The sequence below is a fragment of the Nitratireductor sp. genome (genome assembly GCF_017794765.1).
GTDB lineage: Bacteria > Pseudomonadota > Alphaproteobacteria > Rhizobiales > Rhizobiaceae > Nitratireductor.
Genome location: NZ_CP051236.1, coordinates 924,791 through 951,026 on the forward strand (window position 1 = coordinate 924,791; position 26,236 = coordinate 951,026).

The 26,236-nt window shown below is 60.6% G+C and carries 23 protein-coding genes; 21 read left to right on the forward strand and 2 right to left on the reverse strand.

Translation table 11 applies throughout. The features are described 5' to 3' along the window. The first annotated feature begins 2 nt into the window (after nucleotides 1-2). Genes HF949_RS04485 through cydX form a run of 6 tightly spaced genes read left to right on the forward strand, consistent with a single transcriptional unit; the run spans nucleotide 3 to nucleotide 6,958 of the window. Nucleotides 3-575, forward strand: a complete 573-nt coding sequence (locus HF949_RS04485) for a GbsR/MarR family transcriptional regulator (protein ID WP_292898501.1) — start codon at nucleotides 3-5, stop codon at nucleotides 573-575. Then, complete coding sequence (gene cydD / locus HF949_RS04490; protein WP_292898502.1) at nucleotides 572-2,332, forward strand: thiol reductant ABC exporter subunit CydD; 1,761 nt, start codon at nucleotides 572-574, stop codon at nucleotides 2,330-2,332. The genes HF949_RS04485 and cydD overlap by 4 nt, the downstream gene beginning before the upstream one ends. Beyond that, on the forward strand, nucleotides 2,329-4,020 hold the full coding sequence (locus HF949_RS04495) for an amino acid ABC transporter ATP-binding/permease protein (protein ID WP_292898504.1): 1,692 nt from the start codon (nucleotides 2,329-2,331) through the stop codon (nucleotides 4,018-4,020). The genes cydD and HF949_RS04495 overlap by 4 nt, the downstream gene beginning before the upstream one ends. A 46-nt stretch (nucleotides 4,021-4,066) precedes the next feature. Further along, a complete protein-coding gene (locus HF949_RS04500) occupies nucleotides 4,067-5,644 on the forward strand; it encodes a cytochrome ubiquinol oxidase subunit I (RefSeq protein WP_292898505.1) in 1,578 nt (525 codons plus the stop codon). Between the two features lie 5 nt (nucleotides 5,645-5,649). Beyond that, nucleotides 5,650-6,807, forward strand: coding sequence for a cytochrome d ubiquinol oxidase subunit II (cydB, locus tag HF949_RS04505; protein ID WP_292898506.1), 1,158 nt, complete (start codon nucleotides 5,650-5,652; stop codon nucleotides 6,805-6,807). 31 nt (nucleotides 6,808-6,838) lie between these two features. Further along, entirely contained in the window at nucleotides 6,839-6,958 is a 120-nt protein-coding gene (cydX, locus tag HF949_RS04510; protein WP_065817381.1) for a cytochrome bd-I oxidase subunit CydX, read from the forward strand. Nucleotides 6,959-7,001: 43 nt separating this feature from the next. Here cydX and HF949_RS04515 read toward each other — a convergent pair whose 3' ends face one another. After that, entirely contained in the window at nucleotides 7,002-8,300 is a 1,299-nt protein-coding gene (locus HF949_RS04515) for a mechanosensitive ion channel family protein (RefSeq protein WP_292898510.1), read from the reverse strand. A 118-nt stretch (nucleotides 8,301-8,418) separates the two neighbouring features. On the opposite strand from HF949_RS04515, the gene HF949_RS04520 reads away from it, so the two are divergent. From HF949_RS04520 to trmB, 13 genes are all read left to right on the forward strand, one after another. Continuing rightward, the gene (locus HF949_RS04520) at nucleotides 8,419-10,452 is read left to right on the forward strand and encodes a hydantoinase/oxoprolinase family protein (RefSeq protein ID WP_292898511.1); all 2,034 of its coding nucleotides are present in this window, start codon (nucleotides 8,419-8,421) and stop codon (nucleotides 10,450-10,452) included. Between the two features lie 93 nt (nucleotides 10,453-10,545). Beyond that, complete coding sequence (locus HF949_RS04525; RefSeq protein ID WP_292898513.1) at nucleotides 10,546-12,729, forward strand: malate synthase G; 2,184 nt, start codon at nucleotides 10,546-10,548, stop codon at nucleotides 12,727-12,729. A 61-nt stretch (nucleotides 12,730-12,790) separates the two neighbouring features. Further along, entirely contained in the window at nucleotides 12,791-13,471 is a 681-nt protein-coding gene (gene tsaB, locus HF949_RS04530) for a tRNA (adenosine(37)-N6)-threonylcarbamoyltransferase complex dimerization subunit type 1 TsaB (RefSeq protein ID WP_292898514.1), read from the forward strand. Further along, entirely contained in the window at nucleotides 13,471-13,956 is a 486-nt protein-coding gene (gene rimI / locus HF949_RS04535) for a ribosomal protein S18-alanine N-acetyltransferase (protein ID WP_292898515.1), read from the forward strand. The genes tsaB and rimI overlap by 1 nt, the downstream gene beginning before the upstream one ends. A 95-nt stretch (nucleotides 13,957-14,051) precedes the next feature. Further along, nucleotides 14,052-14,846 carry a lysophospholipid acyltransferase family protein gene (locus HF949_RS04540; protein ID WP_292898516.1) on the forward strand — a complete coding sequence of 265 codons (795 nt, stop codon included), beginning with the start codon at nucleotides 14,052-14,054 and terminating at the stop codon, nucleotides 14,844-14,846. 63 nt (nucleotides 14,847-14,909) lie between these two features. Further along, a complete protein-coding gene (gene miaB / locus HF949_RS04545; RefSeq protein WP_292898517.1) occupies nucleotides 14,910-16,322 on the forward strand; it encodes a tRNA (N6-isopentenyl adenosine(37)-C2)-methylthiotransferase MiaB in 1,413 nt (470 codons plus the stop codon). Nucleotides 16,323-16,381: 59 nt separating this feature from the next. Beyond that, entirely contained in the window at nucleotides 16,382-17,350 is a 969-nt protein-coding gene (locus tag HF949_RS04550; RefSeq protein WP_404935017.1) for a PhoH family protein, read from the forward strand. Between the two features lie 13 nt (nucleotides 17,351-17,363). Further along, nucleotides 17,364-17,867, forward strand: coding sequence for an rRNA maturation RNase YbeY (ybeY, locus tag HF949_RS04555; RefSeq protein ID WP_292898519.1), 504 nt, complete (start codon nucleotides 17,364-17,366; stop codon nucleotides 17,865-17,867). Between the two features lie 27 nt (nucleotides 17,868-17,894). Then, nucleotides 17,895-18,950: a hemolysin family protein gene (locus HF949_RS04560; RefSeq protein WP_366931278.1), complete on the forward strand. Its 1,056-nt coding sequence runs from the start codon at nucleotides 17,895-17,897 to the stop codon at nucleotides 18,948-18,950. Between the two features lie 90 nt (nucleotides 18,951-19,040). Beyond that, on the forward strand, nucleotides 19,041-20,624 hold the full coding sequence (lnt, locus tag HF949_RS04565) for an apolipoprotein N-acyltransferase (RefSeq protein WP_292898520.1): 1,584 nt from the start codon (nucleotides 19,041-19,043) through the stop codon (nucleotides 20,622-20,624). A gap of 132 nt (nucleotides 20,625-20,756) precedes the next feature. Then, nucleotides 20,757-21,170, forward strand: coding sequence for a helix-turn-helix domain-containing protein (locus tag HF949_RS04570; protein ID WP_229450153.1), 414 nt, complete (start codon nucleotides 20,757-20,759; stop codon nucleotides 21,168-21,170). A 184-nt stretch (nucleotides 21,171-21,354) separates the two neighbouring features. Then, on the forward strand, nucleotides 21,355-22,635 hold the full coding sequence (gene metK / locus HF949_RS04575; protein ID WP_292898524.1) for a methionine adenosyltransferase: 1,281 nt from the start codon (nucleotides 21,355-21,357) through the stop codon (nucleotides 22,633-22,635). Between the two features lie 31 nt (nucleotides 22,636-22,666). After that, the gene (gene trmB / locus HF949_RS04580) at nucleotides 22,667-23,368 is read left to right on the forward strand and encodes a tRNA (guanine(46)-N(7))-methyltransferase TrmB (RefSeq protein ID WP_292898526.1); all 702 of its coding nucleotides are present in this window, start codon (nucleotides 22,667-22,669) and stop codon (nucleotides 23,366-23,368) included. An 8-nt stretch (nucleotides 23,369-23,376) separates the two neighbouring features. Here the strand turns inward: trmB and HF949_RS04585 are convergent, their stop codons facing one another. Continuing rightward, complete coding sequence (locus HF949_RS04585) at nucleotides 23,377-23,541, reverse strand: hypothetical protein (protein ID WP_229450156.1); 165 nt, start codon at nucleotides 23,539-23,541, stop codon at nucleotides 23,377-23,379. A 265-nt stretch (nucleotides 23,542-23,806) separates the two neighbouring features. Here HF949_RS04585 and rimP point away from each other — a divergent pair, with 265 nt between their 5' ends. After that, entirely contained in the window at nucleotides 23,807-24,496 is a 690-nt protein-coding gene (rimP, locus tag HF949_RS04590; RefSeq protein WP_292898529.1) for a ribosome maturation factor RimP, read from the forward strand. A gap of 1 nt (nucleotide 24,497) precedes the next feature. Continuing rightward, complete coding sequence (gene nusA / locus HF949_RS04595; RefSeq protein ID WP_292898530.1) at nucleotides 24,498-26,153, forward strand: transcription termination factor NusA; 1,656 nt, start codon at nucleotides 24,498-24,500, stop codon at nucleotides 26,151-26,153. Nucleotides 26,154-26,236: the final 83 nt, after the last annotated feature.

Consider the following 26,236-nt stretch of genomic DNA (forward strand, 5'->3'; position numbering starts at 1 on the left):
TCATGAATCTCCCGCCACTCCTGCAATCCTTCGTGTTGCACTTTGGAGAAATGGGCAGCCGCTGGGGCATCAACCGCACGGTCGGGCAGATTTACGCGCTTCTTTATGCGTCTTCCAATCCGCTCTGCGCGGATGACATTGTCGAGGCGCTGTCCATCTCACGCTCCAATGTCTCCATGAGCCTGCGTGAGCTTCAGGCTTGGAATCTTGTCATTCTGAAACATATTCCCGATGACAGGAGGGATTATTTCACCACACCGGACGATGTCTGGCAGATCCTGCGGACGCTGGCCGAAGAGCGCAAGAAGCGCGAGGTCGATCCCACGCTTTCCGTCCTTCGCGAACTTTTGATGCAGACACCCGGCAGTGAGGAAGAGCGCCACGCGCAGGCACGGCTCGCCGAGATGCAGACCCTCATCGAGCAGTTGACGAAATGGTATGACGATGTGAAGCATCTGGAGACCGAGCAATTGGCGACCTTGCTGAACCTTGGCGCAAAGGTGACAAGACTGCTCGACGCCAAGGACCGAATTGTCTCGCTCGGCCGCAAGCGCACGGAGCCGAAGACGTCATGACAACGCTCGACGCCGGCATAGGACGACGACGCCCTCAGGCCGCCGGGCGCACCAGAGCGGCAATGCCGCAGGCGCATCCGGATGAGGTTGCGGACACGCTGTCTGCGCGCGGCGGGGTCAGCAGAGCCGTGGTGCTTCTGCAAACGACTGCATCGTTGCTCTGGCTTCCGCAGGCGGCGCTCCTGGCGCTGGCGGTCGGCGGCATCGCCGCCGGTAGCGACGCTTCCGCGGCATGGTTGCCGGCCCTCGGCATTCTTGTTCTCGGTGTCGCGCGCGCGATGATGGACGGTGCGGGCAATCGCCTGGCGTTTCGTCAGGCGCGGAGCCGATTAAGCGCGCTGCGCAAGGAGGCGGTGGCCGCCCTTGCCAAAACCTCGCCGCTCGATGCTACGCGGCCTTCATCTGGGCTTGCCGCAAGCACCCTTGCCGAGCAGGCTGAGGCCATTGTGCCCTATGTCGCCCGCTTCCGCCCGGCACGCTTCAAGGCGATGGTCGTACCATTGGCAATTCTTGCCTGCGTTCTGGCGTTCTCGTGGGCGGCAGCGCTTGTGCTGCTGATCGCGGCACCGCTGATCCCGATATTCATGGCGCTCGTGGGTTGGCGCGCCAAGCAGGCAAGCAAAGAGCAACTCGCCGAGATGGGCAGCATGAACGCGTTTCTCATGGATCGCCTGCGTGGACTGACAACGATCCGCAGCTTCGGTGCCGTGGATCGCACGGCAACGCAGCTGCGTGCCAGTGCCGAAGATCTTCGAGGCCGCACAATGGCGGTGTTGCGAATAGCGTTTCTTTCGTCCGCCGTATTGGAACTCTTTGCAGCGCTTGGCGTCGCCATGGTCGCAGTCTATGTGGGCTTCCACCTGCTCGGTGAGCTGAATTTCGGCGCATGGGGTAGCCGACTCTCCCTGGCGGAGGGGCTGTTCATCCTGCTTCTGGCGCCGTCCTTCTTCGAGCCGCTCCGCGACCTCTCCGCTGTCTGGCATGATCGGGCATCGGGCGAAGCTGCTTTCGATGCGTTGAAGAAGCTGGCCGCGTCGGGGCGAAAGACCGTGGCGGCGTCAGCTGCGAAGGGCAGTCGGATTGGGGCTCGCGGGGCGCTGTCGCTGTCAGTCGAAGGGCTTGTCTTCCGTCATACGGAAGAGGCTGCCCCGGTCTTCAACGATTTCGATCTTGAAGTGGAGCCCGGCGAGCGCGTCGCGCTTGTTGCACCAAGCGGCGAGGGCAAATCCACGCTGCTTGCACTCATCGCGGGGCTGATTGTGCCTGAGAACGGTACAATTCGCATCGGCGGAGTGGCCATGGATCGCGCAAATGTCCCGGACCTGCGCGCCTCCATCGCCTGGATTGGTCAGGATCCCCATATCTTTCCCGGCACGATCAAAAGCAATGTAACGCTGGGCCGCCCCGACGTGGATCAGGCCCGCGTTTCGGCGGCACTCGAGGTGGTAAGCCTCTCGGAACTTGCGGCTCGGCGCGGGCCGGCGATGATCGGCGAAGGCGGCTTTGGCCTTTCCGGTGGCGAAGCACTCCGGCTGGCGCTGGCGCGTGCCGCCGCGACACCGCAGGCCGGCCTTGTTCTGGCCGACGAACCGACCGCGCACCTCGACCGGGAAACCGCGCACGAGGTCACCGAAAGCCTTCTACGCATCAGCCGGGGAAAAACCCTGATCGTAGCCACGCATGATCCATTGCTTGCAGCCCGCATGGACCGCGTCATCACCCTGAAAGCACCAGAAACAGCCGGAGACGGGTCATGACCGGGAACAGCAGTCTTCGCGCCGTCGCTTCGCTTTTCTGGTCCGGCAACCGCAACAGGCTTCTCGCCGGCGCACTCCTCTCGCTCGCCACCGTTTTGTGCGGCATCGCGCTTCTGGGGCTTTCAGGCTGGTTCATCACGGCGACGGCCATTGCCGGGCTTTCGGTGGCGACGGCGCTCGCCTTCGACGTGTTCGCCCCGTCGGCAGGCATCCGCTTCCTGGCGCTCGCCCGCACGGCATCGCGCTATGGCGAACGTATCGTCACCCATGATGCAACGCTGGAAGTGCTTGCAGAACTGCGCGAAAGACTGTTTCGCGGCTGGGCGGTCGCGGGTGCTGCACGCGCCATGGCGGCGCGGCCGGCCCGTCTACTTTTCCGGCTGACCAACGATATCGACGCGCTGGACTCGCTCTATCTGCGCGTTCTCGTGCCGCTGTTCTCGGCAGCCGGTGCCGCTGTTGTCGCCGGGCTGGCGCTTGGCTTCATCGACATCCGGCTTGGCGTCGCTTCTTCGCTGTTCCTGCTGGCAGTTGGGCTCGGTGTGCCCACGCTAGCGGCGCGCCTTGCCCGAAAGCCGGCCCGCCGTCGCGCACATGCGCTGGAGGTTCTACGCGCTCGCAGCATCGACCTTGTCCGCGGGCAGAGCGAACTCACGATGGCCGGGCGGATCTTTGCCCAGCGCGAGGCAATTGCCGAGGCCGACCGGCGCCTGGCAGAGGCCGACGATGCAATGAACAGGACGGAAACAGGCGTCAGCATCACGCTCGGCATAGCCGGTGCAGTTCTGCTCGCCGCGATCCTGATCTTCGGTGCTGAACTTGCGGAACGTGGTTACATCAGCGCACCCGTTGCCGCATTGGCACTGCTCATCGGCTTGACTGCGACAGAACCGTTTGCCGCCCTGCGGCGCGGTGCTGTCGAGCTTGGACGCACGCTGACAGCCGTCCGCCGCGTCGGACCACGGCTGGGAGCGCAAGATAGCACGCCGGCAATCAATGCGCCGAATGCTGCCCGAACGTCGATATGCCTGAAGCATATCACCGCGGTCCATCCGGGATCGGTCCATCCCGCGCTCAAGGATGTTTCCCTGCAGGTCGGACACGGTGAGCGTATTGCGGTAATCGGGGCGAGCGGGGCCGGCAAATCGTCGCTTCTGGCAGCGCTTGCCGGTGAGATGATACCTGTCGGGGGCGCGGTCTCCAGCCTTCCCTCAGTCCTGTTCACGCAACGCACGGAATTGTTCAACGACACGCTGCGTGGCAATCTCGTGCTCGCCAATCCAGCGTCCCGCGACGGTCAGTTGCATGCCGCACTGGAAGCGGCAGGACTTTCACGACTGCTGGCTCGGTTGCCGGATGGGCTCGACACCATGCTGGGCGAGGGCGGTGCCGGGCTTTCCACCGGCCAGGCACGCAGGCTTGCACTCGCCCGGCTGGTGCTGCGGGACGCGCCGGTCTGGCTGCTCGACGAGCCGACTGAGGGGCTCGACCGTGAAACCGCGAACGATGTGATTGCGCGGGTCGGATGGTTCGCAGCCGGCAGAACCCTCGTGGTGTCAACGCACATCCGCCGTGAGGCCGAAGGCGCAGACCGCATCGTGCGCATGGCACAGGGCCGCATCCTCGCCGAAGCGCACCGCGGCACGGCCGAATACAATTCTTTGCTCGAAGGTCTGAGACCAGAATGAGCGCTTCCTCCCGACGACCAAAGGAGCCGGACAGCCGGATGGTACAATGGAACTGAACATCGTCGATCTCTCGCGGTTGCAATTTGCGATCACCGCGCTCTACCACTTTCTGTTCGTCCCGCTGACGCTTGGACTGTCGGTGCTGGTCGCCATCATGGAGACCGTATACGTCATGACTGGCCGCACCATCTGGCGGCAGATGACGAAATTCTGGGGCACGCTCTTCGGCATCAATTTCGTGCTCGGCGTCGCCACCGGCATCGTCATGGAGTTCCAGTTCGGTATGAACTGGAGTTACTACAGCCACTATGTCGGCGATATCTTCGGTGCACCTCTGGCCATTGAGGGCCTCATGGCTTTCTTCCTGGAGGCGACCTTTGTCGGCCTGTTCTTCTTCGGCTGGGACAAGCTCTCAAAGCTCGGCCACCTTGCCTCCGCCTGGGCGGTCGCCATCGGCTCCAATTTCTCGGCACTCTGGATCCTCATCGCCAATGGCTGGATGCAGAACCCCATAGGCTCCGCCTTCAACCCCCAGACCATGCGCATGGAAGTCACGGACTTTTACGCCGTGCTCATGAACCCGGTGGCGCAGGCGAAGTTCGTTCACACCGTGTCGGCCGGTTATGTCACGGCATCAGTTTTCGTTCTGGGCGTCTCCGCCTGGTACGTGCTCAAGGGCAGGCATCTGGAGCTTGCCAAGCGCTCAATGACTGTTGCTGCTTCTTTCGGCTTGGCAGCTGCTCTCTCGGTCGTGGTGCTGGGCGATGAAAGCGGCTATCTCGCCACCGAGCATCAGAAGATGAAGCTCGCCGCCATTGAGGCCATGTGGGAAACGGAGCCGGCGCCGGCTTCCTTCACCGCTTTTGGTTTCCCGGATCAGGAAGCACGCGAAACCCATTATGCCGTGCATATCCCCTGGGCCATGGGAATCATCGCGACGCGTTCGCTCGACACGCAGATTCCTGGAATTGAGGAACTGGTCGAACGCGCGGAAGAGCGCATCAGAAACGGTATCGTCGCCTATGATGCCCTGCAGAAAATCCGCGCCGCCGGCAGCACGGATGCCATTCCCGACGATGTGAAGGCAGCTTTCGAGGAGAGTGGCGCGGACCTCGGATATGCGCTGCTTCTGAAGCCGTATCTCGACGATCCGCGTGAAGCGACGGACGCGCAGATAACCCAGGCGGCAAACGACACGGTGCCAAACGTGCCGACGCTGTTCTGGACCTTCCGCATCATGGTTGGGCTGGGCTTTTTCTTCATCCTGCTGATGGCGGTGTTCTTCTATCTGTCGGCCCGGCACAGGCTGGATCGCTATCCCATTCTTCTGCGGATCGCAGTTCTTGCTATCCCGCTCCCATGGATCGCAGCCGAATGTGGCTGGATCGTTGCGGAGTTCGGGCGTCAGCCGTGGATCATCGAAGGCGTGCTGCCGACCGCCGTGGCGGTCTCGAACCTTGGTGCTTCCACGGTGCTGATGACGATCATCGGCTTCTCGCTGATCTATACCGTCCTCTTCATCGTCGAAATGACGCTGATGCTGCGCGCCATTCGCAAGGGGCCTGAACCAGACGAAGAGCCAGAGGCCGAGTTCGGCCCCCGCGCCTTCGTTCCGGCGGAGTAAGAACAATGATCCTGCACACTCTTATCGACTATGAAACGCTGCGTGTCATCTGGTGGGGACTGCTCGGCGTGTTGCTGATCGGCTTTGCCATAACCGATGGTTTCGACCTTGGAACCGGAACACTTCTGCCCTTCGTGGCGAAGACCGACACCGAGCGCCGCGTCGTGATCAATGCCGTTGGCCCCGTCTGGGAAGGCAATCAGGTCTGGCTGATCCTGGGAGGCGGCGCCATTTTTGCGGCCTGGCCGCCGCTCTATGCGGTGTCCTTCTCGGGCTTCTATCTTGCCATGTTCGCTGTGGTCTTCGCGCTCATCCTGCGCCCCGTGGCGTTCAAATACCGGTCGAAGCGCGAGAACCCCGCCTGGCGCGCGACGTGGGACTGGGCGCTGTTCATTGGCGGTTTCGTTCCGGCGCTGATCTTCGGTGTTGCGGTAGGCAATGTCCTTCAGGGTGTGCCGTTCCGGCTCGAAAATGATCTGCGTATTTTCTACGAGGGCACGACATTGTTCGAGCTGCTCAATCCGTTTGCGCTTCTGTGCGGCCTGCTTTCGGTGGCAATGCTCGTCATGCATGGCGCATCCTGGCTGATGGTGAAGACCGAGGGATCCGTTGCCGCGCGCAGTCGTACCTTTGGGAGCGTTGCTGCCACGGCCACCATCGTGATCTTCGCACTCGGTGGCCTCTGGCTATGGGCCGGTGTCGACGGTTATCGCATCACCAGCGCCATTGTCACCGACGGTCCGTCCAACCCGCTGGCAAAGACCGTGGTACAGGCGAGCAACGCCTGGTTTGACAATTATGCGGCGCACCCATGGATGATGATCGCACCGGGCCTCGGTTTTGCCGGTGCAGCCCTCGCGCTCGTTCTGTTCCGTGCCCGGCGTGAGGTGCCGACCCTGCTTGCCAGCGCGGCGTCGATCATCGGCATCATCTCCACTGTCGGCCTGTCGATGTTCCCCTTCATCCTGCCGTCTTCCATCGCACCCGGTGCAAGCCTGACGGTTTGGGATGCTTCGTCGAGCCATCTCACACTCTTCATCATGCTGGTTGTGACGGCGTTTTTCATTCCCTTGATCGTCGCCTACACGAGCTGGGTCTACAGGGTGCTGTGGGGCAAGGTCGACAAGAACGAAATCGAGCAAGGCAAGGGGCACGCTTACTGAGCGCTGCCGTGAGACAAAAGGAGTTCACGACATGTGGTATTTTGCATGGTTGCTTGGCTTCCCACTCGCCGCAGCTTTCGCTGTGCTCAACGCGATGTGGTATGAGCTGATGGACGACGCGGCGAAGAACAGAGAAGCCGGAAAGCAATGAATGTGCAGACGCCGGCCTTGTGCCGGCGTTTTGCTTTCGAGCTTCAGTCGGCGATCTGCCCGCTTGCCGGGCGTTTCATGATCACTTCGCGGTGTGGATAGGGGATCTCGACCCCGTTTTCCTTTAGCGTGTCCCACAATGCGAGCAGCACTTTGCCGCGCACATTGGTGAGACCCTGCTGCGGATCACGGATCCAGAAGCGCAGCACGAAATCGAGGGAGGATTCACCAAACCCCGTCAGCCAGCAGACCGGTCTCCGATCTGCATCGACACGACCAACACTCATGGCAGCTTCAATGGCGAGGGCCGAAACCTGATGCGGATCAGCCTCATAGGAAACGCCAAACGGCACGTCGAGGCGCACCATCTCGTCGCTGAACGACCAGTTGATCACCTGCTGGGTGATGAAGTCCTCGTTGGGGATGAGATACTCGCGCCCGTCTCGGGTGATCACGGACACGAAACGCGCCCGCAATTCCCGGATCCAGCCGAACGTGTCGCCGAGCGTGATCGTGTCGCCCGGTTTGATGGACTTGTCGAGCAGGATGATGATGCCCGAGATGAAGTTGGAAACGACCTTCTGCAGGCCGAAGCCGAGCCCCACGCCGACAGCGCCGGAAAACACCGTCAGCGCCGTCAGGTCGACGCCAACGGAGGAAAGGGCGATCGCGCCTGCGGCGATGACGAGCCCGATCTTGACCACCTTGCCGAGCAGCACGCGGATCGACGGTGTGAGTTCGTCGGAGCGCTGGACGCGCTCGTCGAAATAATTGCCAAGCACGACGGCAAGCCAGACAGTGCCGGTGAGCAGCACCGCGGCTTTCAGCAGCACCAGAGCGCTTAACCGTGTCGCGCCGAGCGGCAGGGCCAGCGTGTCGAGAAACGCTGCCGCCTCGTCGTCTATGCCGAGAATGACAATGGCCGCATAGGTCCACGCGATCCACCCAATGGTTCTGGCAAGCAGGCGGTTGCGGATGATGCGCGAGACAACCGACGTGAACAACCAGGCAAGTGAAAGCGACAGGGTGAGTGAAAGCAACAGGGTCCTGCTTGGCCATGTAAGCGAGCGCAACACCGTCAGTGCCGCGAAAAGAAGAAGCACAAACAGGATCCAGTCGGTGCGCCTCATCAGCGCCACGACAACGCGCAGAAGACCCTGATGACCCTTGATGCGCCTGGCGCGTGCCTCGAGCCGGCTTTCCAGTCCACGCGATGCCAGCTTTGCGATAAAGAAGAGCACCGCAATGATTGCGAACTGGTACAAGGTCCAGGGATCGGCGAGAGTGACGAGCTTGGCTTGCACCCAATTCGCAATCTCGATCAGAAGGTCCACGAACGCCATATCTGTAGTCTAGAGCAATTTCTGTCGGTGTGGAAACAGTGCGCGCCGCAAAAATGCGGCTAAAACAAGCAGATGGCGCTATGGTGCGAAACGCATTGCCGCGTGGCCGGGGCCTGTCATGATCCAAAAGGGGACATCGGACGAACCGCTATTGCTGGGTATAGACACCGGCGGCACCTATACGGATGCCGTGCTGTTCTGCGAGCGCTCGGGCGTTGTCGGCAAGGCGAAAGCGTTGACGACAAGGCACGATCTGGCAGAAGGCATTTCAGGTGCCGTCGATGCAGTGCTTGCGAAGGTGCCTACTCCCGTGGGCCGCATTGGCCTCGTCTCCATGTCGACGACACTCGCCACCAACGCGCTTGTGGAAGGTCAGGGTGGTCGCGTAGCGCTGGTGATGATTGGGTTCTCGGAAACCGATCTTATGCAGGCGGGACTGCGCAACGCACTGCGATCCGATCCGGTCGTTTTTTTACCCGGCGGACATGACGTGCACGGCAATGAAACGCCGCTGGACATGGGGCGGCTTGAAGCTGAGATTGATGCGCTGGCAGAAAATGTGACAGCCTTTGCTGTCTGCGCCTATTTTGCGGTGCGCAACCCCGCCCATGAGATTGCTGCCAGGGATTTCATTCGCACCCGCACCGATCTGCCGGTCACGATCAGCCATGAGCTTTCCGCCCAGCTTGGCGGGCCGCGCCGCGCTCTGACAACCCTGCTCAATGCGCGGCTCATCGCATTGATCGATCGCCTTGTGGTCGCCACTGAGAGTTTTCTTGAACAGCGTGGTATCCGCGCGCCGCTCATGGTGGTGCGTGGCGACGGCGCGCTTGTTTCGGCGGCGTTCGCCCGAGGCAGGCCGATTGAGACCATACTGTCTGGCCCGGCTGCGAGCCTCGTTGGTGCGCGTTACCTGACCGGCCTTGATCGTGCGGTTGTCTCCGATATCGGTGGCACGACCACTGACATTGCTGTCCTCGAAAACGGCCAGCCACGCATCGACCCGCAAGGCGCGCGCGTCGGCGGCCATCGTACCATGGTCGAGGCGGTGGCGATGCGCACTTTCGGGCTCGGCGGAGACTCCGAAGTCAGGATTGATGAGGGCGGGCTGAGCGGTCGCCTTGTGCTGGGACCACGTCGGTTGATCCCTTTGTCACTCGCCGCCCATCTTCATGGGGATCAGGTACTCGAGACGCTTCGGAAACAGCAGGACAGGGCGGTGTCCGCCCGGCTGGATGGGCGGTTTGCGTGTCGGAGTGGGATGCCGGAGCGCCACGCCGCGGGTCTCTCGCAGAGCGAGGCCGCGCTCTATGCCCGGCTGGAGCGAGAGCCGGTAGCGCTTGAGACGATCATCCTTTCCAACGCGCAACTGGCGCCGCTCGATCGTCTCGTCGCGCGTGGTCTGGTCTCCTTGATCGGATTTACTCCGACCGATGCCGCTCACGTTCTTGGACGGCAGACCGGATGGGATGTTGAGACGGCCCGCCTTGGCGCAGCGCTTTTCGCCAGACGCCGCGATGGCAGCGGGCAGCCGCTTGCGTTGGATGCGGAAGCGTTCTGCGAACGCGTGCTGGCGCGTCTGACCCGGTGTTCCGCAGAAGCCGTGCTCGAAACGGCACTGTGTGAGGATGGGCTGGACGGTGCATCGCTCGCCGAGCACGAGCTCATACGTCGTGCGCTCGACGGGACACAAGGCGTTGCAGGCTTCCAGGTTTCGCTAGACCGCGCTGTGATCGGCTTGGGTGCATCGGCGCCGCTGCATTTTTCCGGGTTGGGAGAACTGCTTCGCGGAGCCTGCGTGCTGCCTGAGGATGCGGATGTCGCCAACGCCATTGGCGCTGTTGTAGGTCGTGTGGGTGTGCGCAGCGAAGCGCATATCGGGCAACCGCGAGAAGGCGTCTATCGGGTGCGCGTTGCGGAAGAGCTGCGTGATTTTCCAGATGAGGAAGAGGCCTTGGCTTTTGCCGAGCGTGTGCTGAAGCGCGATCTCCGCGACAGGGCACATGAGGCCGGTGCCGATCAGGCCGAGCTCCACGTGACGCGCGACATCCGCGCTATCGATGTCGACGGCAGTCGCCGTTTTCTGGAAGCGCGGGTCGTGGTGCAGGCATCGGGACGCCCGCGTATGGCGCTCAACCACGATCGAGATTGAAACTTCTTCTCCATCCGGCGAATTGACCCCGTGCCGCTGGCATGGTGAAAGCAGTGCATCATTTCTGACATTGGGAAGAGGAGTGTCTGCCAAATGGAAAATCGCGTTGAGCTTCATGGGTTGAAGGTTGCGGAAGAGCTGCGCGATTTCGCCGTGAGAGAGGTGCTCCCTGGTACCGGCATAGAACCCGACAAATTCTGGAAAGCGCTCTCGGAGATCGTTCACGATCTGGCGCCGAAAAACCGTGCCTTGCTCGCCAAACGCGATGCCATGCAAGAGAAGATCGACGCCTGGTACAGGGAAAACGGCGCGCCTTCCGATCAGGAAGCCTATCAGGACTTCCTGCGCGAGATCGGCTATCTGCTGCCGGAAGGCGAGGCCTTCTCGGTCTCAACACAAAATGTCGATCCGGAGATTGCCAGTGTTGCCGGGCCGCAGCTCGTCGTGCCAGTGATGAATGCGCGCTACGCGCTCAACGCGGCCAACGCCCGCTGGGGTTCGCTCTACGATGCGCTTTACGGCACCGACGCCATTTCCGAGGAGGATGGGGCGGAAAAGGGCAAGGGCTACAATCCGAAGCGCGGCGAAAGGGTCATCGCCTGGGCGCGTGCCTTCCTCGATGGCAGCGCGCCGTTGGATGGTGCTTCCTGGGCAGACATTGCCGGCCTTTCGGTTGTCGATGGTCACCTCGTGGCGAAAACCGATGGCGGTGAAGCGCGCCTGAAGGATGCTTCGAAATTCGTCGGCTATCGGGGTGGGGCCGATCAGCCGACCGCCGTTCTGCTCGCCACCAATGGCATGCATGCGGAGATCGTGATCGACCGCAACCACCCGATTGGCAAGACCGACAAGGCGGGCATTGCCGATGTGGTGCTGGAATCGGCTCTGACCACGATCCAGGATTGCGAGGATTCCGTTGCCGCCGTGGATGCGGAAGACAAGGTCGTCGTCTATCGCAACTGGCTCGGCCTGATGAAGGGTGATCTTGAAGAGCAGGTAACGAAGGGCGACAAGACCTTCACGCGCCGCCTGAACCCCGATCGTGAATACACCGCGCCCGATGGCGGGACACTCACGCTTCCCGGTCGTTCGCTGATGCTGGTGCGCAATGTCGGTCACCTGATGACCAATCCGGCCATTCTCGACGCCGATGGCAATGAAGTGCCGGAAGGCATCATGGACGCGCTCTTCACTGCAGCCATTGCGCTGCACGATATCGGGCCAAATGGCCGCCGCATGAACAGCCGTGCGGGCTCCATGTATGTGGTGAAGCCGAAGATGCACGGGCCTGAAGAGGTGGCCTTCGCTGTGGAACTGTTCGGTCGCGTCGAGAAAGCCCTCGGCATGGCGCCCAACACCATGAAAATGGGTATCATGGACGAGGAGCGTCGCACCACGATCAACCTGAAAGAGTGCATCCGCGCCGCGCGCGAGCGGGTGGTCTTCATCAACACTGGTTTCCTCGACCGCACCGGCGACGAGATCCACACCTCCATGGAAGCCGGTCCGATGATCCGCAAGGGCGACATGAAGCAGGCCGCCTGGATCGCCGCCTACGAAAACTGGAATGTCGATATCGGCCTTGAGTGCGGTCTTTCCGGCCACGCCCAGATCGGCAAGGGCATGTGGGCCATGCCCGACCTGATGGCGGCGATGCTGGAGCAGAAGATCGGACATCCGAAGGCCGGCGCAAACACGGCATGGGTGCCGTCGCCTACGGCCGCTACGCTTCACGCCACGCATTATCATCAGGTGGATGTGCATGCCGTTCAGGCCGAACTGAAAAACCGCAAGCGCGCAGCGCTTTCCGATATTCTCTCGGTGCCGGTAGCGACGCGCCCCAACTGGACGCCGGAGGAAGTCCAGAAGGAGCTCGACAACAACGCGCAGGGCATACTGGGCTATGTGGTGCGCTGGATCGATCAGGGCGTCGGCTGCTCCAAGGTTCCCGATATCAATGATGTCGGCCTGATGGAAGATCGCGCGACATTGCGTATTTCCGCCCAGCACATGGCAAACTGGCTGCATCATGGCGTCGCAAGCAAAGAGCAGGTGATGGAAACGATGAAGCGCATGGCGGCGGTTGTTGACCGGCAGAATGAAGGCGATCCGCTCTATCGCCCGATGGCGCCGGATTTCGACAATTCCATTGCCTTTCAGGCGGCCTGCGACCTTGTGTTCAAGGGCCGGGAACAGCCCAATGGCTACACTGAGCCGGTTCTGCATGCACGCCGCCTTGAACTGAAGGCGCAAGACAGTGCAAGTAGAGCATCATGACCCGCTGATGGCGCATCGGATTCGCTGGCGGAACAACAACAGGTCGCCGGATTGTGCCTGAATGAAGATCCTTGCAATCGATACCGCGGCGGCGCTCTGCGCCGCCTGCGTTCTTGAAACCGATACGGATGAAGAGCTCAGTCGGCATGTGCTGGACCTGGGCAAGGGGCATGCCGAATACGTCATGTCCGTCATCGAAGACGCGCTGCAGACTGCCGGTCTCGGCTATGAGGCACTCGGAGCTGTGGCTGTCTCGGTCGGACCGGGATCATTCACCGGCGTGCGGGTCGGAGTGTCGGCAGCACGCGGCCTTGCACTGGCTCTCAATGTGCCTGCCATTGGCGTTTCCACACTGGAGGCGCTTGGCGAGGAGGCGCGCGCGGTGCTTCCCGGACGCATTGTTCTCGTGGCGCTTGGTCAGCGCGCGCCAAGTCTTTTCGCCGCGGGCTTCAACCGCGAGGGGCGCGTTCTTCTCGAACCTCAGAGCCAGCCAGCGGAGAGGCTGGCCGAATGGGCCTTTGCCGAGAATGCAGTCGTCTACGGCGTTGCCGCAGAGCTTGTAGCCGCGGCTGGCTCGCCGGCGCTCGACATCCAGCCAGCTGGCGCGACAGCGGATATTCTGACCTTCGCCCGGCTGGCGGCTGCGAAGGGGGCGAGTGGCGAGCTGCCGAAGCCACTCTATCTGCGCGCACCGGACGCCGCACCGCAGCAGAATTTCGCGCTCCCGCGGAAGGAAGGCTGATGGCGCTCTTTCCGAGAAAACGCGAGTTTGTCGTGCGACCGCTGGAGGTCGCAGACAGTCTTGTTCTGGCCGACATGCACGCCGAAGACTTTGCTCGCCCGTGGAGCGATGCGGAGTTTGAAGCACTCCTCACACAGGATGGCGTGTTCGGTTTCGCCGTTTCCGAAATCGGCAGAAAACCGCCGCAGCTTGCCGGGTTCGTGCTTGCGCGACAGGCCGCGGATGAGGGCGAGATCCTCACCATTCTTGTCGCCCGCAACCAGCGCCGTCACGGGCTTGGCCGTCAACTGATGGATGCGGTGCTTTTCAGAATGCATGGTGACCGGGTGGCGGCGCTGTTCCTCGAGGTGGATGAAACCAACACTGCTGCCATCGCGCTCTACCGTCGCCTCGGCTTCCGTCAGGTTGGAGGTCGGCCCGACTATTACCGCGATGCAAACGGCCGGCGCACCAGCGCTCTGGTAATGCGCCGCGACCTGCGTTGAGCTGGAGCCTGATGTTTCCCGCAAACGGAAAATGCTGTAGAGGGTCCATTCCTCGCAACGGGCCTCAAAGCTAATTCAGGGCTGATCAAAGGCTGATGTTCAGCACGCTACGTTTCGTCATCTCAATTCTGATTGTCGCGCTCTACACACTGCCGCTCATGGTGGTGCAGGAGATCGCGCTCAGAACCGGGTTTTTCAGCGACCGCATCGTGCCGCGCCTCTGGCACAGGCTCACCCTGCGCGTGCTCGGTGTGCGGGTGCGCATGGAAGGGCATCCGTCACGGGAGCGCCCACAGATGATCGTCGCCAATCATGTCTCCTGGCTCGACATTCTGGTGCTCGGGTCACTCGATGGCGTACACTTCATTGCCAAGTCAGAAATGCGGAACTGGCCCATCCTCGGCACATTCGCGCGGCAGCAGCGTTCAGTGTTCGTTGAGCGCGAGCGCCGCCGCACCTCGCCGGAGCAGGCGCGGGAGATTGCCGAGCGGCTTTCCGACGGGGATCCGATGGTGCTTTTTGCCGAGGGCACGACCGGTGATGGCAACAAGGTCCTGCCGTTCAAGAGCACGCTTTTCAGCGCCGCGCAGCTTGCGCTGGCGAGCGACCGGGCCGAAAGCGTCACGGTGCAGCCCGTGGCGATCACTTATCTGAGTAAGGGCGGGCTCCGCCTCGACCGGCGCGAGCGCGCCGCGCTGTCGTGGATCGGCGATACCGACCTCTTGCCCAACCTCATCACGGTTCTTCAGTCGCGGCCCGTCGATATTGTTGTGCGCTATGGCGATCCGATCCCGTTTCTGGCAAAAGGCGACCGCAAGACCGTCACGCGGGAAGCCGAGGCGCAGGTGCGCGCCATGCTCACGGCAGGCTTACGCGGCACCGAAATCTGACGGATTCATCACACAGCGAAGAATCGTCTGTTTTTTGACACGCAAAAACGTTAGGAAACCGGCATGGAACAGAATATCGCGCCGGAAACCGGCAGCTCCGAAAACACTGGCAACGCATCTGAAGTGCGCCCCGCCACCAAGAAGGTTTTCGTGAAGACCTATGGCTGCCAGATGAATGTCTACGACTCGCAGCGCATGTCCGATGCGCTCGCAGCCGACGGCTATGCGCCGACGGATCAGATCGAAGAGGCCGACCTCGTGCTTCTCAATACCTGCCACATCCGCGAGAAGGCGGCGGAGAAGGTGTACTCCGAGCTTGGCCGCATCCGCCAGCTCAAGGAAGCGCGCAGCCAGGCCGGCCGCGAGACCGTGATCGGCGTGGCCGGTTGCGTGGCGCAGGCCGAGGGGCAGGAGATCCTGCGCCGTGCGCCTGCCGTGGATCTGGTGATCGGGCCGCAGACCTACCACCGCCTGCCCAAAGTGGTGAAGCGCGCGCTTGGCGGCGAAAAGATCGTCGAGACCGAATACGCGATCGAAGACAAGTTCGAGCATCTGCCGCAGCCGCAGAAGCGCGTGGTGCGCAATCGCGGCGTGACGGCATTCCTCACCGTTCAGGAAGGCTGCGACAAGTTCTGCACCTTCTGTGTGGTGCCCTATACGCGTGGTTCGGAAATCTCCCGGCCCGTGGCGCAGATCGTTGCCGAGGCGGAACGCCTCGCCGAGGGCGGCGTGCGCGAGGTGACGCTGCTTGGACAGAACGTCAACGCCTGGCATGGCGAGGGTGCGGACGGGCGGGAATGGGGGCTTGGCGAACTTCTTTTCCGGCTGGCTGAAATCCCCGGTCTCGACCGGCTGCGCTACACGACCAGTCATCCGCGCGACATGGATGACGCGCTGATCGCCGCCCACCGCGATTTGCCCAAGCTGATGCCTTATCTCCACCTTCCGGTGCAGTCGGGATCCGACCGGATCCTGAAAGCAATGAACCGCAAGCATACGGGCGATGAATATCGCCGGCTGATCGACAGGATCAGAGAGGCGCGGCCCGACATCGCCATGTCGGGCGATTTCATCGTCGGTTTCCCTGGCGAAACGGATCAGGATTTCGAGGACACGATGCAACTGATCCGCGACGTGACCTATGCGCAGGCCTTCTCGTTCAAATATTCGCCGCGTCCGGGTACGCCGGGGGCGGATCTGGGCGGTCAAGTGCCGGAAGCGGTTAAGGATGAGCGGCTTCAGGCGCTCCAGGCGCTGCTCACCGAACAGCAGCGCGCTTTCGTTCAGAGCCTCGTCGGTACCGAGATGGACGTGCTTCTTGAAAAACCCGGTCGTCAGCCGGGACAGCGTGTCGGCCGGTCGCCCTGGCTGCAACCTGTGATTCTTGATGAAAAAGCCGGCGAAATCGGTGACATTATCAATGTTCGAATCACGCAGGCAGGCCCCAACAGCCTGTTTGCCGAGCCGGTGTCGTAAAGGAGAGGCGTTTGACCGCCAGCACTGAGTTGAAGAACATGCCCTCCGGGGCCTCCGACATGGCACACATCGTGCTGACCTTCGATGACAACAAGCTGGCCAGCGCCCTCTACGGGCCATTCGACGAGAATCTGGCCCAGATCGAGCAGCGGCTCGGCGTGGATATCCGCTCCAAGGGCAATCAGCTTACCGTCAAGGGAGAGAGCGTTGCGGCCGCACAGGCGCGCCGTGCGCTCGATTATCTCTACGATCTCCTCCAAAAGGGGACGGAGCTTGCCCCCTCCGATGTGGACGGTGCCGTGCGGCTGGCCATCGCCGCCGATGAACAGCTCACCTTCCCGACGATGGAGAGCAAGGGAAAGCTCGCCGCCGCGCAGATTTCCACGCGCAAGCGCACCGTGCACGCGCGCTCGGCCAATCAGGACGCCTATATGCGGGCGCTGGAGCGCTCGGAACTGGTGTTCGGCATCGGTCCTGCCGGCACGGGAAAGACCTTCCTCGCCGTAGCCTATGCCGCCATGCTTCTGGAGCGCGGCGCGGTGGACCGCATCATTTTGTCGCGGCCGGCTGTGGAAGCAGGTGAGCGGCTTGGCTTCCTGCCGGGCGACATGCGCGAAAAGGTCGACCCCTACCTGCGCCCGCTCTATGACGCGCTTTACGACATGATACCGGCGGAAAAGGTGGAACGCGCGCTGGCGGCAGACGTGATCGAGATTGCGCCACTTGCCTTCATGCGCGGCCGCACGCTGGCCAATTCAGTGGTCATCCTCGATGAGGCGCAGAACACCACGCCGATGCAGATGAAGATGTTTTTGACGCGGCTTGGCGAGAACGCCCGAATGATCGTCACCGGCGACCCGAGCCAGATCGACCTCCCGCCCAACACAAAGTCGGGCCTGGTTGAAGCGCTTGAGGTTCTGGGTGACGTGTCTGGTATCGTTACCGTCCGCTTCGACGAGAAGGACGTGGTGCGCCATCCGCTGGTGGCTGCGATTGTCCGGGCCTATGACAAGAAGGCGCGGGGCTGATCCGCGCGGGCTGATGGACGATATTCCTCCTGCCGGTACAAAGCCGGAAATCGTTGTTGAAGTCGCCATTGAGGCGGGTGACTGGACATCTGAAACTGCGCTTCAGACGCTGGCTGAGCGGGCCGTTCGCGCGGCTGTAGCCGTAATTGAACTTGAGCCGGATGAGGGTGGGGCGGTCAGCCTGCTTTTCACTGGCGACGCCGAAATCCAGGTGTTGAATCGCGAATGGCGCGGCAGGGACAAGCCCACCAATGTGCTTTCCTTTCCTGCTCCTGAGATGCTCAATCCGGGAGATGAATTGCAGCCCCTCGGGGACATTATTGTCGCCCACGAGACCGTCGCGAGGGAAGCTGCAGAAGAGGGTAAGCAATTCGATCACCATCTGACGCATCTCATCGTTCATGGATTTTTGCATATCATGGGATATGACCATGAAACCGATGAAGAAGCTGAAGAGATGGAAGAATTGGAGCGCAAAGCGCTGCAAACACTTGCCATTCACGATCCGTACGCCTAACTGAAGGGCTTAATTGAACAAACGGCCATGACAGAGAACACGATGATCGCGGCGGGAGATGTGCCCGCAAGCGAGACGAACTCCCCCGAGGAGGGGGAAGAGGGGTCTAGTAGGCCCCCGCAACGAAACACCGGCAGCCGCCTGTCCCTTTGGGAGAGAATGATGGCAGCGCTAGGCATTCGAAACGGCTCCTCGCTGCGCGATGATCTCGCGGATGCACTGGACGAGCACACCCACGACACGGCGGCCTTCTCCCCCGGTGAAAGGGCAATGCTGAAGAACATCCTTCGCCTGCGCGAATTGCGCGTCGAGGATGTGATGGTTCCACGCGCCGATATCGAGGCAGTGGATCTCAACACAACGCTGGGCGAGCTCCTGAACGCCTTCGAGCGGTCAGGTCATTCGCGCATGCCGGTCTACGGCGAGACGCTGGATGATCCGCGCGGGATGGTGCACATCCGGGATGTGGTGACCCACATCACCAAAACGGCCAGGGCCAAAAGAGGCCGGGCAAGAAAAACGCCTGAGCCTGCCGCGTTCGATCTAGGCAAGGTCGATCTTGACCGCACGATCGGCGAGTTGAGCCTGCCCCGTTCCATTCTGTTCGTACCACCTTCCATGCTTGCATCGGACCTGATGGCCCGGATGCAGGCGTCTCGCACACAGATGGCCCTTGTCATCGACGAATATGGTGGCACCGATGGTCTCGTTTCGCTGGAAGACATCGTCGAGATGGTTGTCGGCGATATCGAGGATGAGCATGACGACGACGCACCTCTCATCGAGCAGGTCGGCGAGGATGTTTTTGTCGTGGACGCCAAGGCGGAAATCGAGGATGTGGCTGAAGTGATCGGTGACGATTTCCACGCCGAGGAACATTCCGAAGATGTGGACACGATCGGCGGCGTCATTTTCAATGTTCTGGGGCGTGTTCCTGCGCGCGGCGAAGTGGTTCAGGCAATTCCTGGCTTCGAGTTTCAGGTTCTGGACGCTGATCCACGTCGGGTAAAGCGTGTGCGCATTGTTCACAACAGGGCGTCCGAACGTCGCAGAAGATCGGCGCGTGCCGGCGACAATTTGTAGCTCCTGACATCCAAACCCGCGATACGGTTTCAAAGCATGACAAACTACTGATACTGCTTGTCGTGTGATTCGGGTTTCACGGATGGGTGAATGGAACGCGTCGCCGAACGGGTGATTTTGCTGAGTGGATGGCGGCGATCGCTCGTAGCCTTCATCGCCGGTGGTTTCGCCGCGCTGGCACAACCGCCATTTGACTTCTTCGCCGCCTGTTTTGTGTCATTTCCTGTCCTGGTCTGGCTTCTGGATGGCGCGGTCGGAGATGGCCGCGGTCTGCGTGCGCTGGCGCTCCCGGCATTCAAGACGGGTTGGTGGTTCGGCTTCGGCTATTTTATGCTTGGGCTATGGTGGATCGGCAATGCATTGCTGGTTGACGCCGGAAATTTTGCTTGGGCTGTTCCTCTTGCGATTGTCGGACTTCCCGCGTTTCTGGCCATTTTCTATGGATTTGCAGCGCTTTTCGCACGATTTCTTTGGTCTGGTGGGATTCTGAGAATTGTTTCTCTAGCATTCTTTTTCGGTGTTTCTGAGTTGATCAGGAGCGTAATCTTCACGGGCTTTCCCTGGGGCTCCATCGGCTACGCCGCGATGCCCACACTGCTTAGTATGCAGTCGGCTAAAGTTTTCGGCCTGGTTGGCATGAATTTTCTGGCAGTTCTCGTGTTTTCGATGCCCGCATTGCTGGGTACGCGACGGCATCTCCTGGTCGGCAGTATTACGGCTATTGGCTTGGTAACAATACAGTTTACGTATGGTTATCTAAGTCTTTCGAGAGAAAGCGCCGCTGATAAATTTTTGCCTGTCCGCATCGTCCAGCCGTCTATCAAGCAGACTGAAAAATGGGATTCCTTAGAACAAACGCGTATCTTTAATATCCTGCTTGACCTTACCCGGCGTCAGGTCGCGGATGGCGGCGCGAAACCCCAATTGATTGTCTGGCCGGAGACTGCCGTTCCATTTCTGTTTACTGATCGCCCGGAAGCCCTGGTGCAACTGGGCGAAGCGCTGGATGAGGGGCAGATGCTTCTCACCGGCGCTGTCCGGGCCGAAGGCGGCGATGGCCTGGGGGCAACCCGCTATTACAATTCGGTTGTGGCGATAGCTCAGGATGGAACAATTGTTGACGCTGTCGACAAGGTGCATCTGGTGCCGTTTGGTGAATACGTGCCATTTGCCAACCTATTGAATAATATAGGTATAGAAGAAATAGTGCAGTCTGCAGGCCCGTTCACGGCGGGTGGTGCTCGACGCCCGATCACGGTTGAGGAGGGCACACGCGTGATGCCCTTTGTTTGCTACGAGATCATATTTCCGCATCTGGTCGCCGACGCGGCAGACCAGTCTGACATTCTTCTGAATGTCACCAATGATGCTTGGTTTGGGGTGTCGCCTGGCCCGTACCAGCATTTCCGTCAGGCCCGTGTGCGCGCGGTTGAAAGCGGTCTCCCGCTACTGCGTGCAGCCAACTCGGGCATCTCCGCTGTGATCGACTCATCTGGTAGGGTCGTCGAGGCGTTTGACCTCAATGCAGTGGGCAATCTGGATGTCCGGATGCCTATTCAGAAGCGAGAGAAACTTTATTTTGAGAATCCGGGAACCAATGGAATGTTTATTGCGTTTGGTTTTGGGGCCGTGCTTTTCGGTGCAAGTATTGTTCGACGTCTGAGAGCGAATTGACATCGTCCCTTTCGGCTACGCATAGTGTGTAAGCCGACTACATCGCAATTCGATTTGACAGGCTTGGGGCTCTGGGAGGTCGAAGAGGTAGATCGGTCAATGGCAACCCCGTGCCGGACGGCGAGGGAATATATGAACAAGAACAAGAAAAAACCGAATCCGATCGATATTCATGTTGGAGGTCGGATCAGACTAAGAAGAAACATGCTTGGCATGAGCCAGGAAAAACTTGGCGAAAGCCTGGGCATAACTTTCCAGCAAATTCAGAAATACGAGAAGGGTACGAATCGCGTCGGTGCGAGCCGGCTGCAGGCAATCGCGTCGGTTCTCAGTGCTCCGGTGTCGTTCTTTTTTGAAGGAGCGCCAGGCGAGGAAAGCGAGGCCGGAAGGGGGATGGCGGAGGACGGTGCGGACTTTGTCGTCGATTTTCTCAACAGCAGTGAAGGTGTTCAGTTGAACAGGGCGTTTGCAAAGATTTCTGATCCGAAGGTGCGTCGCCGCATCATCGATCTGGTTAAGGTACTGGCCGTCGAAAACCAGGACTGAGGGTTTGCCCACATAACGCTGAAAGCACTCCAGGAGCGCTGCTGAACAACAGGGAACGGGTAAATCCGTTCCCTGTTTTGCTTTGTGCTGCAACCGTTGTGCTTGACCTGACGCATCGAGCTTGGCTAACAGGGAGGCGCCTGTTGCCGACAGATTGATCGGCTTCTTCTCAGAGGGGATACCCGTGGCGCGCAAGAACTATCTCTTTACAAGTGAATCCGTTTCCGAAGGCCATCCCGACAAGGTCTGTGATCGCATCTCCGATGAGATTGTCGATCTGGTCTACCGGGAAGCCAAGAAATCCGGCATGGACCCATGGAAGGTCCGTGTCGCCTGCGAAACGCTGGCCACGACCAACCGCGTCGTGATCGCCGGCGAGGTGCGCGTTCCCGAGACGCTGCTCAAACGTGACAGGAAAACCGGCGAGATCGCAAAGGATTCGCAGGGCAATCCGCTCATCAATCCGTCGCGCTTCCGCTCGGCCGCGCGCCGGGCCATCCGCGCCATTGGCTATGAACAGGACGGCTTTCACTGGAAGACGGCGAAGATCGACGTGCTCCTGCACGGCCAGTCGCCGGACATTGGCCAGGGCGTCGATAACGCCGCCGACCGTCAGGGCGAAGAAGGCGCTGGCGATCAGGGCATCATGTTCGGCTATGCCTGCCGTGAGACACCGGACCTTATGCCGGCGCCCATCTACTACTCGCACAAAATCCTTCAGCTTCTGGCTGATGCCCGCAAGTCCGGGGAAGGCGACGCCGCAAAGCTTGGCCCCGATGCCAAGGCGCAGGTCACCGTGCGCTACGTCGACGGTGAGCCCTCCGAGGTCACCGAAATCGTTCTGTCCACCCAGCATCTGGATGCGTCGTGGAACAGCGCCAAGGTACGTCAGGTTGTCGAGCCCTATATTCACGAAGCGCTGTCTTCCGGTGGTATCAAGGTTGCAGAAAACTGCAACTGGTACATCAATCCGACAGGAAAATTCGTCATCGGCGGGCCCGATGGGGATGCGGGTCTGACTGGCCGCAAGATCATCGTCGACACCTATGGTGGCGCAGCCCCTCATGGTGGCGGTGCTTTCTCCGGAAAGGACACAACCAAGGTGGACCGGTCGGCAGCTTATGCCGCGCGTTATCTTGCCAAGAACGTGGTCGCGGCCAGTCTCGCCGAGCGTTGCACGATCCAGCTTTCCTACGCTATCGGCGTAGCGCAGCCACTGTCGGTCTATGTGGATCTGCACGGCACGGGTCGTGTCTCGGAGGAAGAGGTCGAGATTGCCATTCGTGAGGTGATGGATCTGTCACCGACCGGCATTCGTCGCCATCTGGATCTCAATCGCCCCATCTACGCCAAGACAGCTGCCTACGGTCACTTCGGTCGGAAGGCCAGCCGCGATGGTTCGTTTTCCTGGGAGCGCACCGATCTGGTGAAAACCCTCAAGCAGGCAGTCGCAAAAGCCGCGTGACGCGGCTTTTTATCAGTACCGGAACGTCCCTATGGCTGAAGAACGGCGCAAACGGGCTACCGAAGCCTTCTTCGGCCGTCGACATGGCAAGCGTCTGCGTCCAAAACAGGACGCGGCGCTTAGCGCTCTTCTCGATCACTCGCTGATAAAGCTCAATGTCGCTTCACCGGATCCTGCTACCTTGTTTTCCAAACCGGTCGAGCAGGTCAGGCTCGAGATCGGCTTTGGCGGGGGCGAACATCTGCTCAAAGAACTCACGCGCTTCCCGTGCACGGGTTTTATCGGGGTTGAGCCTTTCGTTAATGGCATGGCCAAACTTGCCTCCGCGGTAGACGAGGAGGGCGGTGTTCCAGCGAATCTAAGAGTGTACAACGATGATGCGACGGTGCTTCTGGACTGGCTTCCCGAAGCCTCCATTGCCGGAATAGATTTGTTTTACCCCGATCCCTGGCCCAAGAAAAAACACTGGAAACGACGCTTCGTGAACCGTGTAAATCTGGACCGGTTCGCCCGGGTGTTGAAACCGGGCGCGCGCTTCCGCTTCGCGTCAGACATCGACACCTATGTCGACTGGACACTGCAGCATTGCGAGGCGCATCCTGCATTCTGCTGGCAGGCAGAAAGTGCGGACGACTGGCGCCTGGCCTATGACGGCTGGCCTGGTACACGGTATGAGGCAAAGGCTATCCGCGAAGGCCGGACACCCGCCTATCTGACATTTCTACGGGTCTGAGCGGGGATTTACCGGCCGCTCATTCCATAAAACCGCTCGGGATCGATACCCAGCCGACGCAGATCGGCATCTTTCGCCCGACGGCGATTGCGCACTGCAGCAGAAACAGCCACAGCGCTTTCGATCACGCCGAAAAACTCTCCGATTCCTGAGATGAACTTGCGGGTAGACATCGAGTTACCTTTCATTGTGCAATGCAGCACAATCTACCGTAGCCCTCGGTTCCACAGAAGCGCCGTTCCAACAGGGCTGCTATGCATTTGTGCGTTGCATCATCACTCGAACCAAAAGCCTGCATAAGCTCCAGCTTCAGAACCTCAGCTCTTGAAAAGAAATGCCATCTCGGCTATATCCGGCTCAAATTCTTGGTCGCTACGACGGAGAGTGGGTCCAGCCGGTCCCGCTCTTTTTTGTTAGATGCGGCCGTCCGGAGGTTGGATGACGGCAGTTTCAGAAGACAGGAAGGGCGATGATCGCCTGATCCGCGAGAGCGGAATCGAGGCGCGTGTCGCTGCGATTATCATTCCTGTTCTGGGTGCAATCGGGTATCGCCTTGTGCGCGTTCGCATGACTGCGCAGGACGGCGCCACCTTGCAGATTATGGCTGAACGAACCGATGGCAGCATGACTGTCGAGGATTGCGAGGAAGTCAGCAGAGCGCTGTCGCCCGTTCTTGATGTCGAAGACCCGATCGACACGGCTTACCAACTCGAGATTTCCTCACCCGGTATTGACCGCCCGCTGGTGCGAAAGGCGGATTTTGCTGCTGCACAGGGGCATCTGGTCAAGATCGAGACTGCGGTTCTGCTGGACGGGCGCAAGCGCTTTCGCGGTTATGTGGTCGAAAGTGACGAAGCGACTGTCACGATCGAGCCGGAAACGGTCGAGGAAGAAGGGGACGAGGATGTCCTCTTTGGAATCCCCTTCGAGGCGATTGCCGAGGCGCGGCTTGTCCTGACGGACGAGCTGGTGCGCGACGCCCTGAAGCAGGAAAAGGAAGAGCGCCGCGAGCGCAATCGCAATCGCCGCCCTTCCGCATCGGAAAGGGCCGCTCAGCGGTCCGCCAAACAAAACGCAACTGAGCCGGCCGGGAACGAAGAACCCGGATCCCACGCCGAAGGAGAGTGACATGGCAGTCAGTGCGAACAGGCTGGAGCTTCTCCAGATCGCCGACGCGGTGGCCCGCGAGAAGTCCATCGACAAGCAGATCGTCATCGCCGCCATGGCCGACGCCATTCAGAAGGCCGCGCGGTCGCGTTACGGTCAGGAGACCAATATCCGCGCCGACATCAACCCGCAGACGGGTGAGATGAAGCTTCAGCGCTTGATGGAGGTTGTCGAAAACGTCGAGGAGCCGGCACGCGAAATTTCCGTCAAGGATGCACGCACGCGCAACCCCGACGCCCAGCCCGGCGATTTCCTTGCCGAGCAGCTTCCCCCCATGGATTTTGGGCGCATCGCTGCCCAGTCCGCAAAACAGGTTATCGTTCAGAAAGTGCGCGAGGCCGAGCGCGACCGTCAGTATGACGAATACAAGGACCGCATCGGCGAGATCGTCAACGGCACGGTCAAGCGCGTCGAATACGGCAATGTCATCGTCGATCTGGGGCGCGGCGAGGCGATCATCCGCCGCGACGAACTGATCCCCCGCGAGATCTTCAAATATGGCGACCGCGTCCGCGCCTATGTCTATGATGTGCGTCGTGAGCAGCGTGGTCCGCAGATTTTCCTTTCCCGCACGCACCCGCAGTTCATGGCGAAGCTCTTCACCATGGAAGTGCCGGAGATTTATGACGGTATCATCGAGATCCGTTCGGTGGCCCGCGATCCGGGCTCCCGTGCGAAGATTGCGGTCATCAGCCACGATTCCTCGATTGATCCGGTCGGCGCCTGTGTCGGCATGCGTGGTAGCCGCGTTCAGGCGGTTGTCGGCGAGCTTCAGGGCGAAAAGATCGACATCATTCCGTGGAACGAGAACGCCGCTTCCTTCATCGTCAATGCGCTGCAGCCGGCTGAAGTCGCCAAGGTGGTGCTGGATGAGGACGCAGAGCGTATTGAGGTTGTGGTTCCGGACGACCAGCTTTCGCTGGCCATTGGCCGCCGCGGTCAAAACGTGCGTCTTGCCTCGCAGCTTACTGGCTGGGACATCGATATCCTGACCGAGGAAGAAGAATCGAGCCGCCGTCAGAAGGAATTCACCGAGCGTTCCTCCCTGTTCATGGAAGCACTGAACGTCGACGAGATGGTGGGGCAGGTCCTGGCTTCCGAGGGCTTCACCAGTGTCGAGGAAGTCGCCTATGTGGAATCTGGCGAGATCGCGTCGATCGACGGCTTCGATGAGGAAACCGCCGAAGAGATTCAGACACGCGCCCGTGAATATCTCGAACGCATCGAGTCTGAGTTCGACGCAAAGCGTCAGGAACTTGGCGTCGAGGATGAACTGCGTGAAGTGCCCGGCATGACCACTGCCATGATGGTGGCTGTCGGGGAGGACGGCGTGAAGACCATCGAGGATTTCGCCGGTTATGCGGTGGACGATCTCGTCGGTTGGAAAGAGCGGAAGGATGGCGAGACGACGTTCGAGCCGGGGGTTCTTTCCAAGTTTGACGTGTCGCGTGCCGAAGCCGAGCAGATGGTTGTGGCCGCGCGTCTCAAGATGGGCTGGATAACTGAAGAAGACCTCGCTGCCGAAGCTGAAGCCGAAGAGGCTGCCGAGGGTGAGGACAGCGCGGACGTTGCCGAGGGGGCGCAGGCCTCCGAGGCTGCAGAAGGCGCGGAAGCCTGATATGGGCGTTGTCGAGCGCTTGGCTGTCGTCCCTGTGACGCCTGTGGTGCGCTCGACGGTCCTTGTTTCGCCGCATCCGTGCG

Bases quoted from the DNA above. Each gene is read 5' to 3' on its own strand.
- HF949_RS04485 (WP_292898501.1), top strand. From the start codon at position 3: ATGAATCTCCCGCCACTCCTGCAATCCTTCGTGTTGCACTTTGGAGAA.
- cydD (WP_292898502.1), top strand. From the start codon at position 572: ATGACAACGCTCGACGCCGGCATAGGACGACGACGCCCTCAGGCCGCC.
- HF949_RS04495 (WP_292898504.1), top strand. From the start codon at position 2,329: ATGACCGGGAACAGCAGTCTTCGCGCCGTCGCTTCGCTTTTCTGGTCC.
- HF949_RS04500 (WP_292898505.1), top strand. From the start codon at position 4,067: ATGGAACTGAACATCGTCGATCTCTCGCGGTTGCAATTTGCGATCACC.
- cydB (WP_292898506.1), top strand. From the start codon at position 5,650: ATGATCCTGCACACTCTTATCGACTATGAAACGCTGCGTGTCATCTGG.
- cydX (WP_065817381.1), top strand. From the start codon at position 6,839: ATGTGGTATTTTGCATGGTTGCTTGGCTTCCCACTCGCCGCAGCTTTC.
- HF949_RS04515 (WP_292898510.1), bottom strand. From the start codon at position 8,300: ATGGCGTTCGTGGACCTTCTGATCGAGATTGCGAATTGGGTGCAAGCC.
- HF949_RS04520 (WP_292898511.1), top strand. From the start codon at position 8,419: ATGATCCAAAAGGGGACATCGGACGAACCGCTATTGCTGGGTATAGAC.
- HF949_RS04525 (WP_292898513.1), top strand. From the start codon at position 10,546: ATGGAAAATCGCGTTGAGCTTCATGGGTTGAAGGTTGCGGAAGAGCTG.
- tsaB (WP_292898514.1), top strand. From the start codon at position 12,791: ATGAAGATCCTTGCAATCGATACCGCGGCGGCGCTCTGCGCCGCCTGC.
- rimI (WP_292898515.1), top strand. From the start codon at position 13,471: ATGGCGCTCTTTCCGAGAAAACGCGAGTTTGTCGTGCGACCGCTGGAG.
- HF949_RS04540 (WP_292898516.1), top strand. From the start codon at position 14,052: ATGTTCAGCACGCTACGTTTCGTCATCTCAATTCTGATTGTCGCGCTC.
- miaB (WP_292898517.1), top strand. From the start codon at position 14,910: ATGGAACAGAATATCGCGCCGGAAACCGGCAGCTCCGAAAACACTGGC.
- HF949_RS04550 (WP_404935017.1), top strand. From the start codon at position 16,382: ATGGCACACATCGTGCTGACCTTCGATGACAACAAGCTGGCCAGCGCC.
- ybeY (WP_292898519.1), top strand. From the start codon at position 17,364: ATGGACGATATTCCTCCTGCCGGTACAAAGCCGGAAATCGTTGTTGAA.
- HF949_RS04560 (WP_366931278.1), top strand. From the start codon at position 17,895: ATGACAGAGAACACGATGATCGCGGCGGGAGATGTGCCCGCAAGCGAG.
- lnt (WP_292898520.1), top strand. From the start codon at position 19,041: ATGGAACGCGTCGCCGAACGGGTGATTTTGCTGAGTGGATGGCGGCGA.
- HF949_RS04570 (WP_229450153.1), top strand. From the start codon at position 20,757: ATGAACAAGAACAAGAAAAAACCGAATCCGATCGATATTCATGTTGGA.
- trmB (WP_292898526.1), top strand. From the start codon at position 22,667: ATGGCTGAAGAACGGCGCAAACGGGCTACCGAAGCCTTCTTCGGCCGT.
- HF949_RS04585 (WP_229450156.1), bottom strand. From the start codon at position 23,541: ATGTCTACCCGCAAGTTCATCTCAGGAATCGGAGAGTTTTTCGGCGTG.
- rimP (WP_292898529.1), top strand. From the start codon at position 23,807: ATGACGGCAGTTTCAGAAGACAGGAAGGGCGATGATCGCCTGATCCGC.
- nusA (WP_292898530.1), top strand. From the start codon at position 24,498: ATGGCAGTCAGTGCGAACAGGCTGGAGCTTCTCCAGATCGCCGACGCG.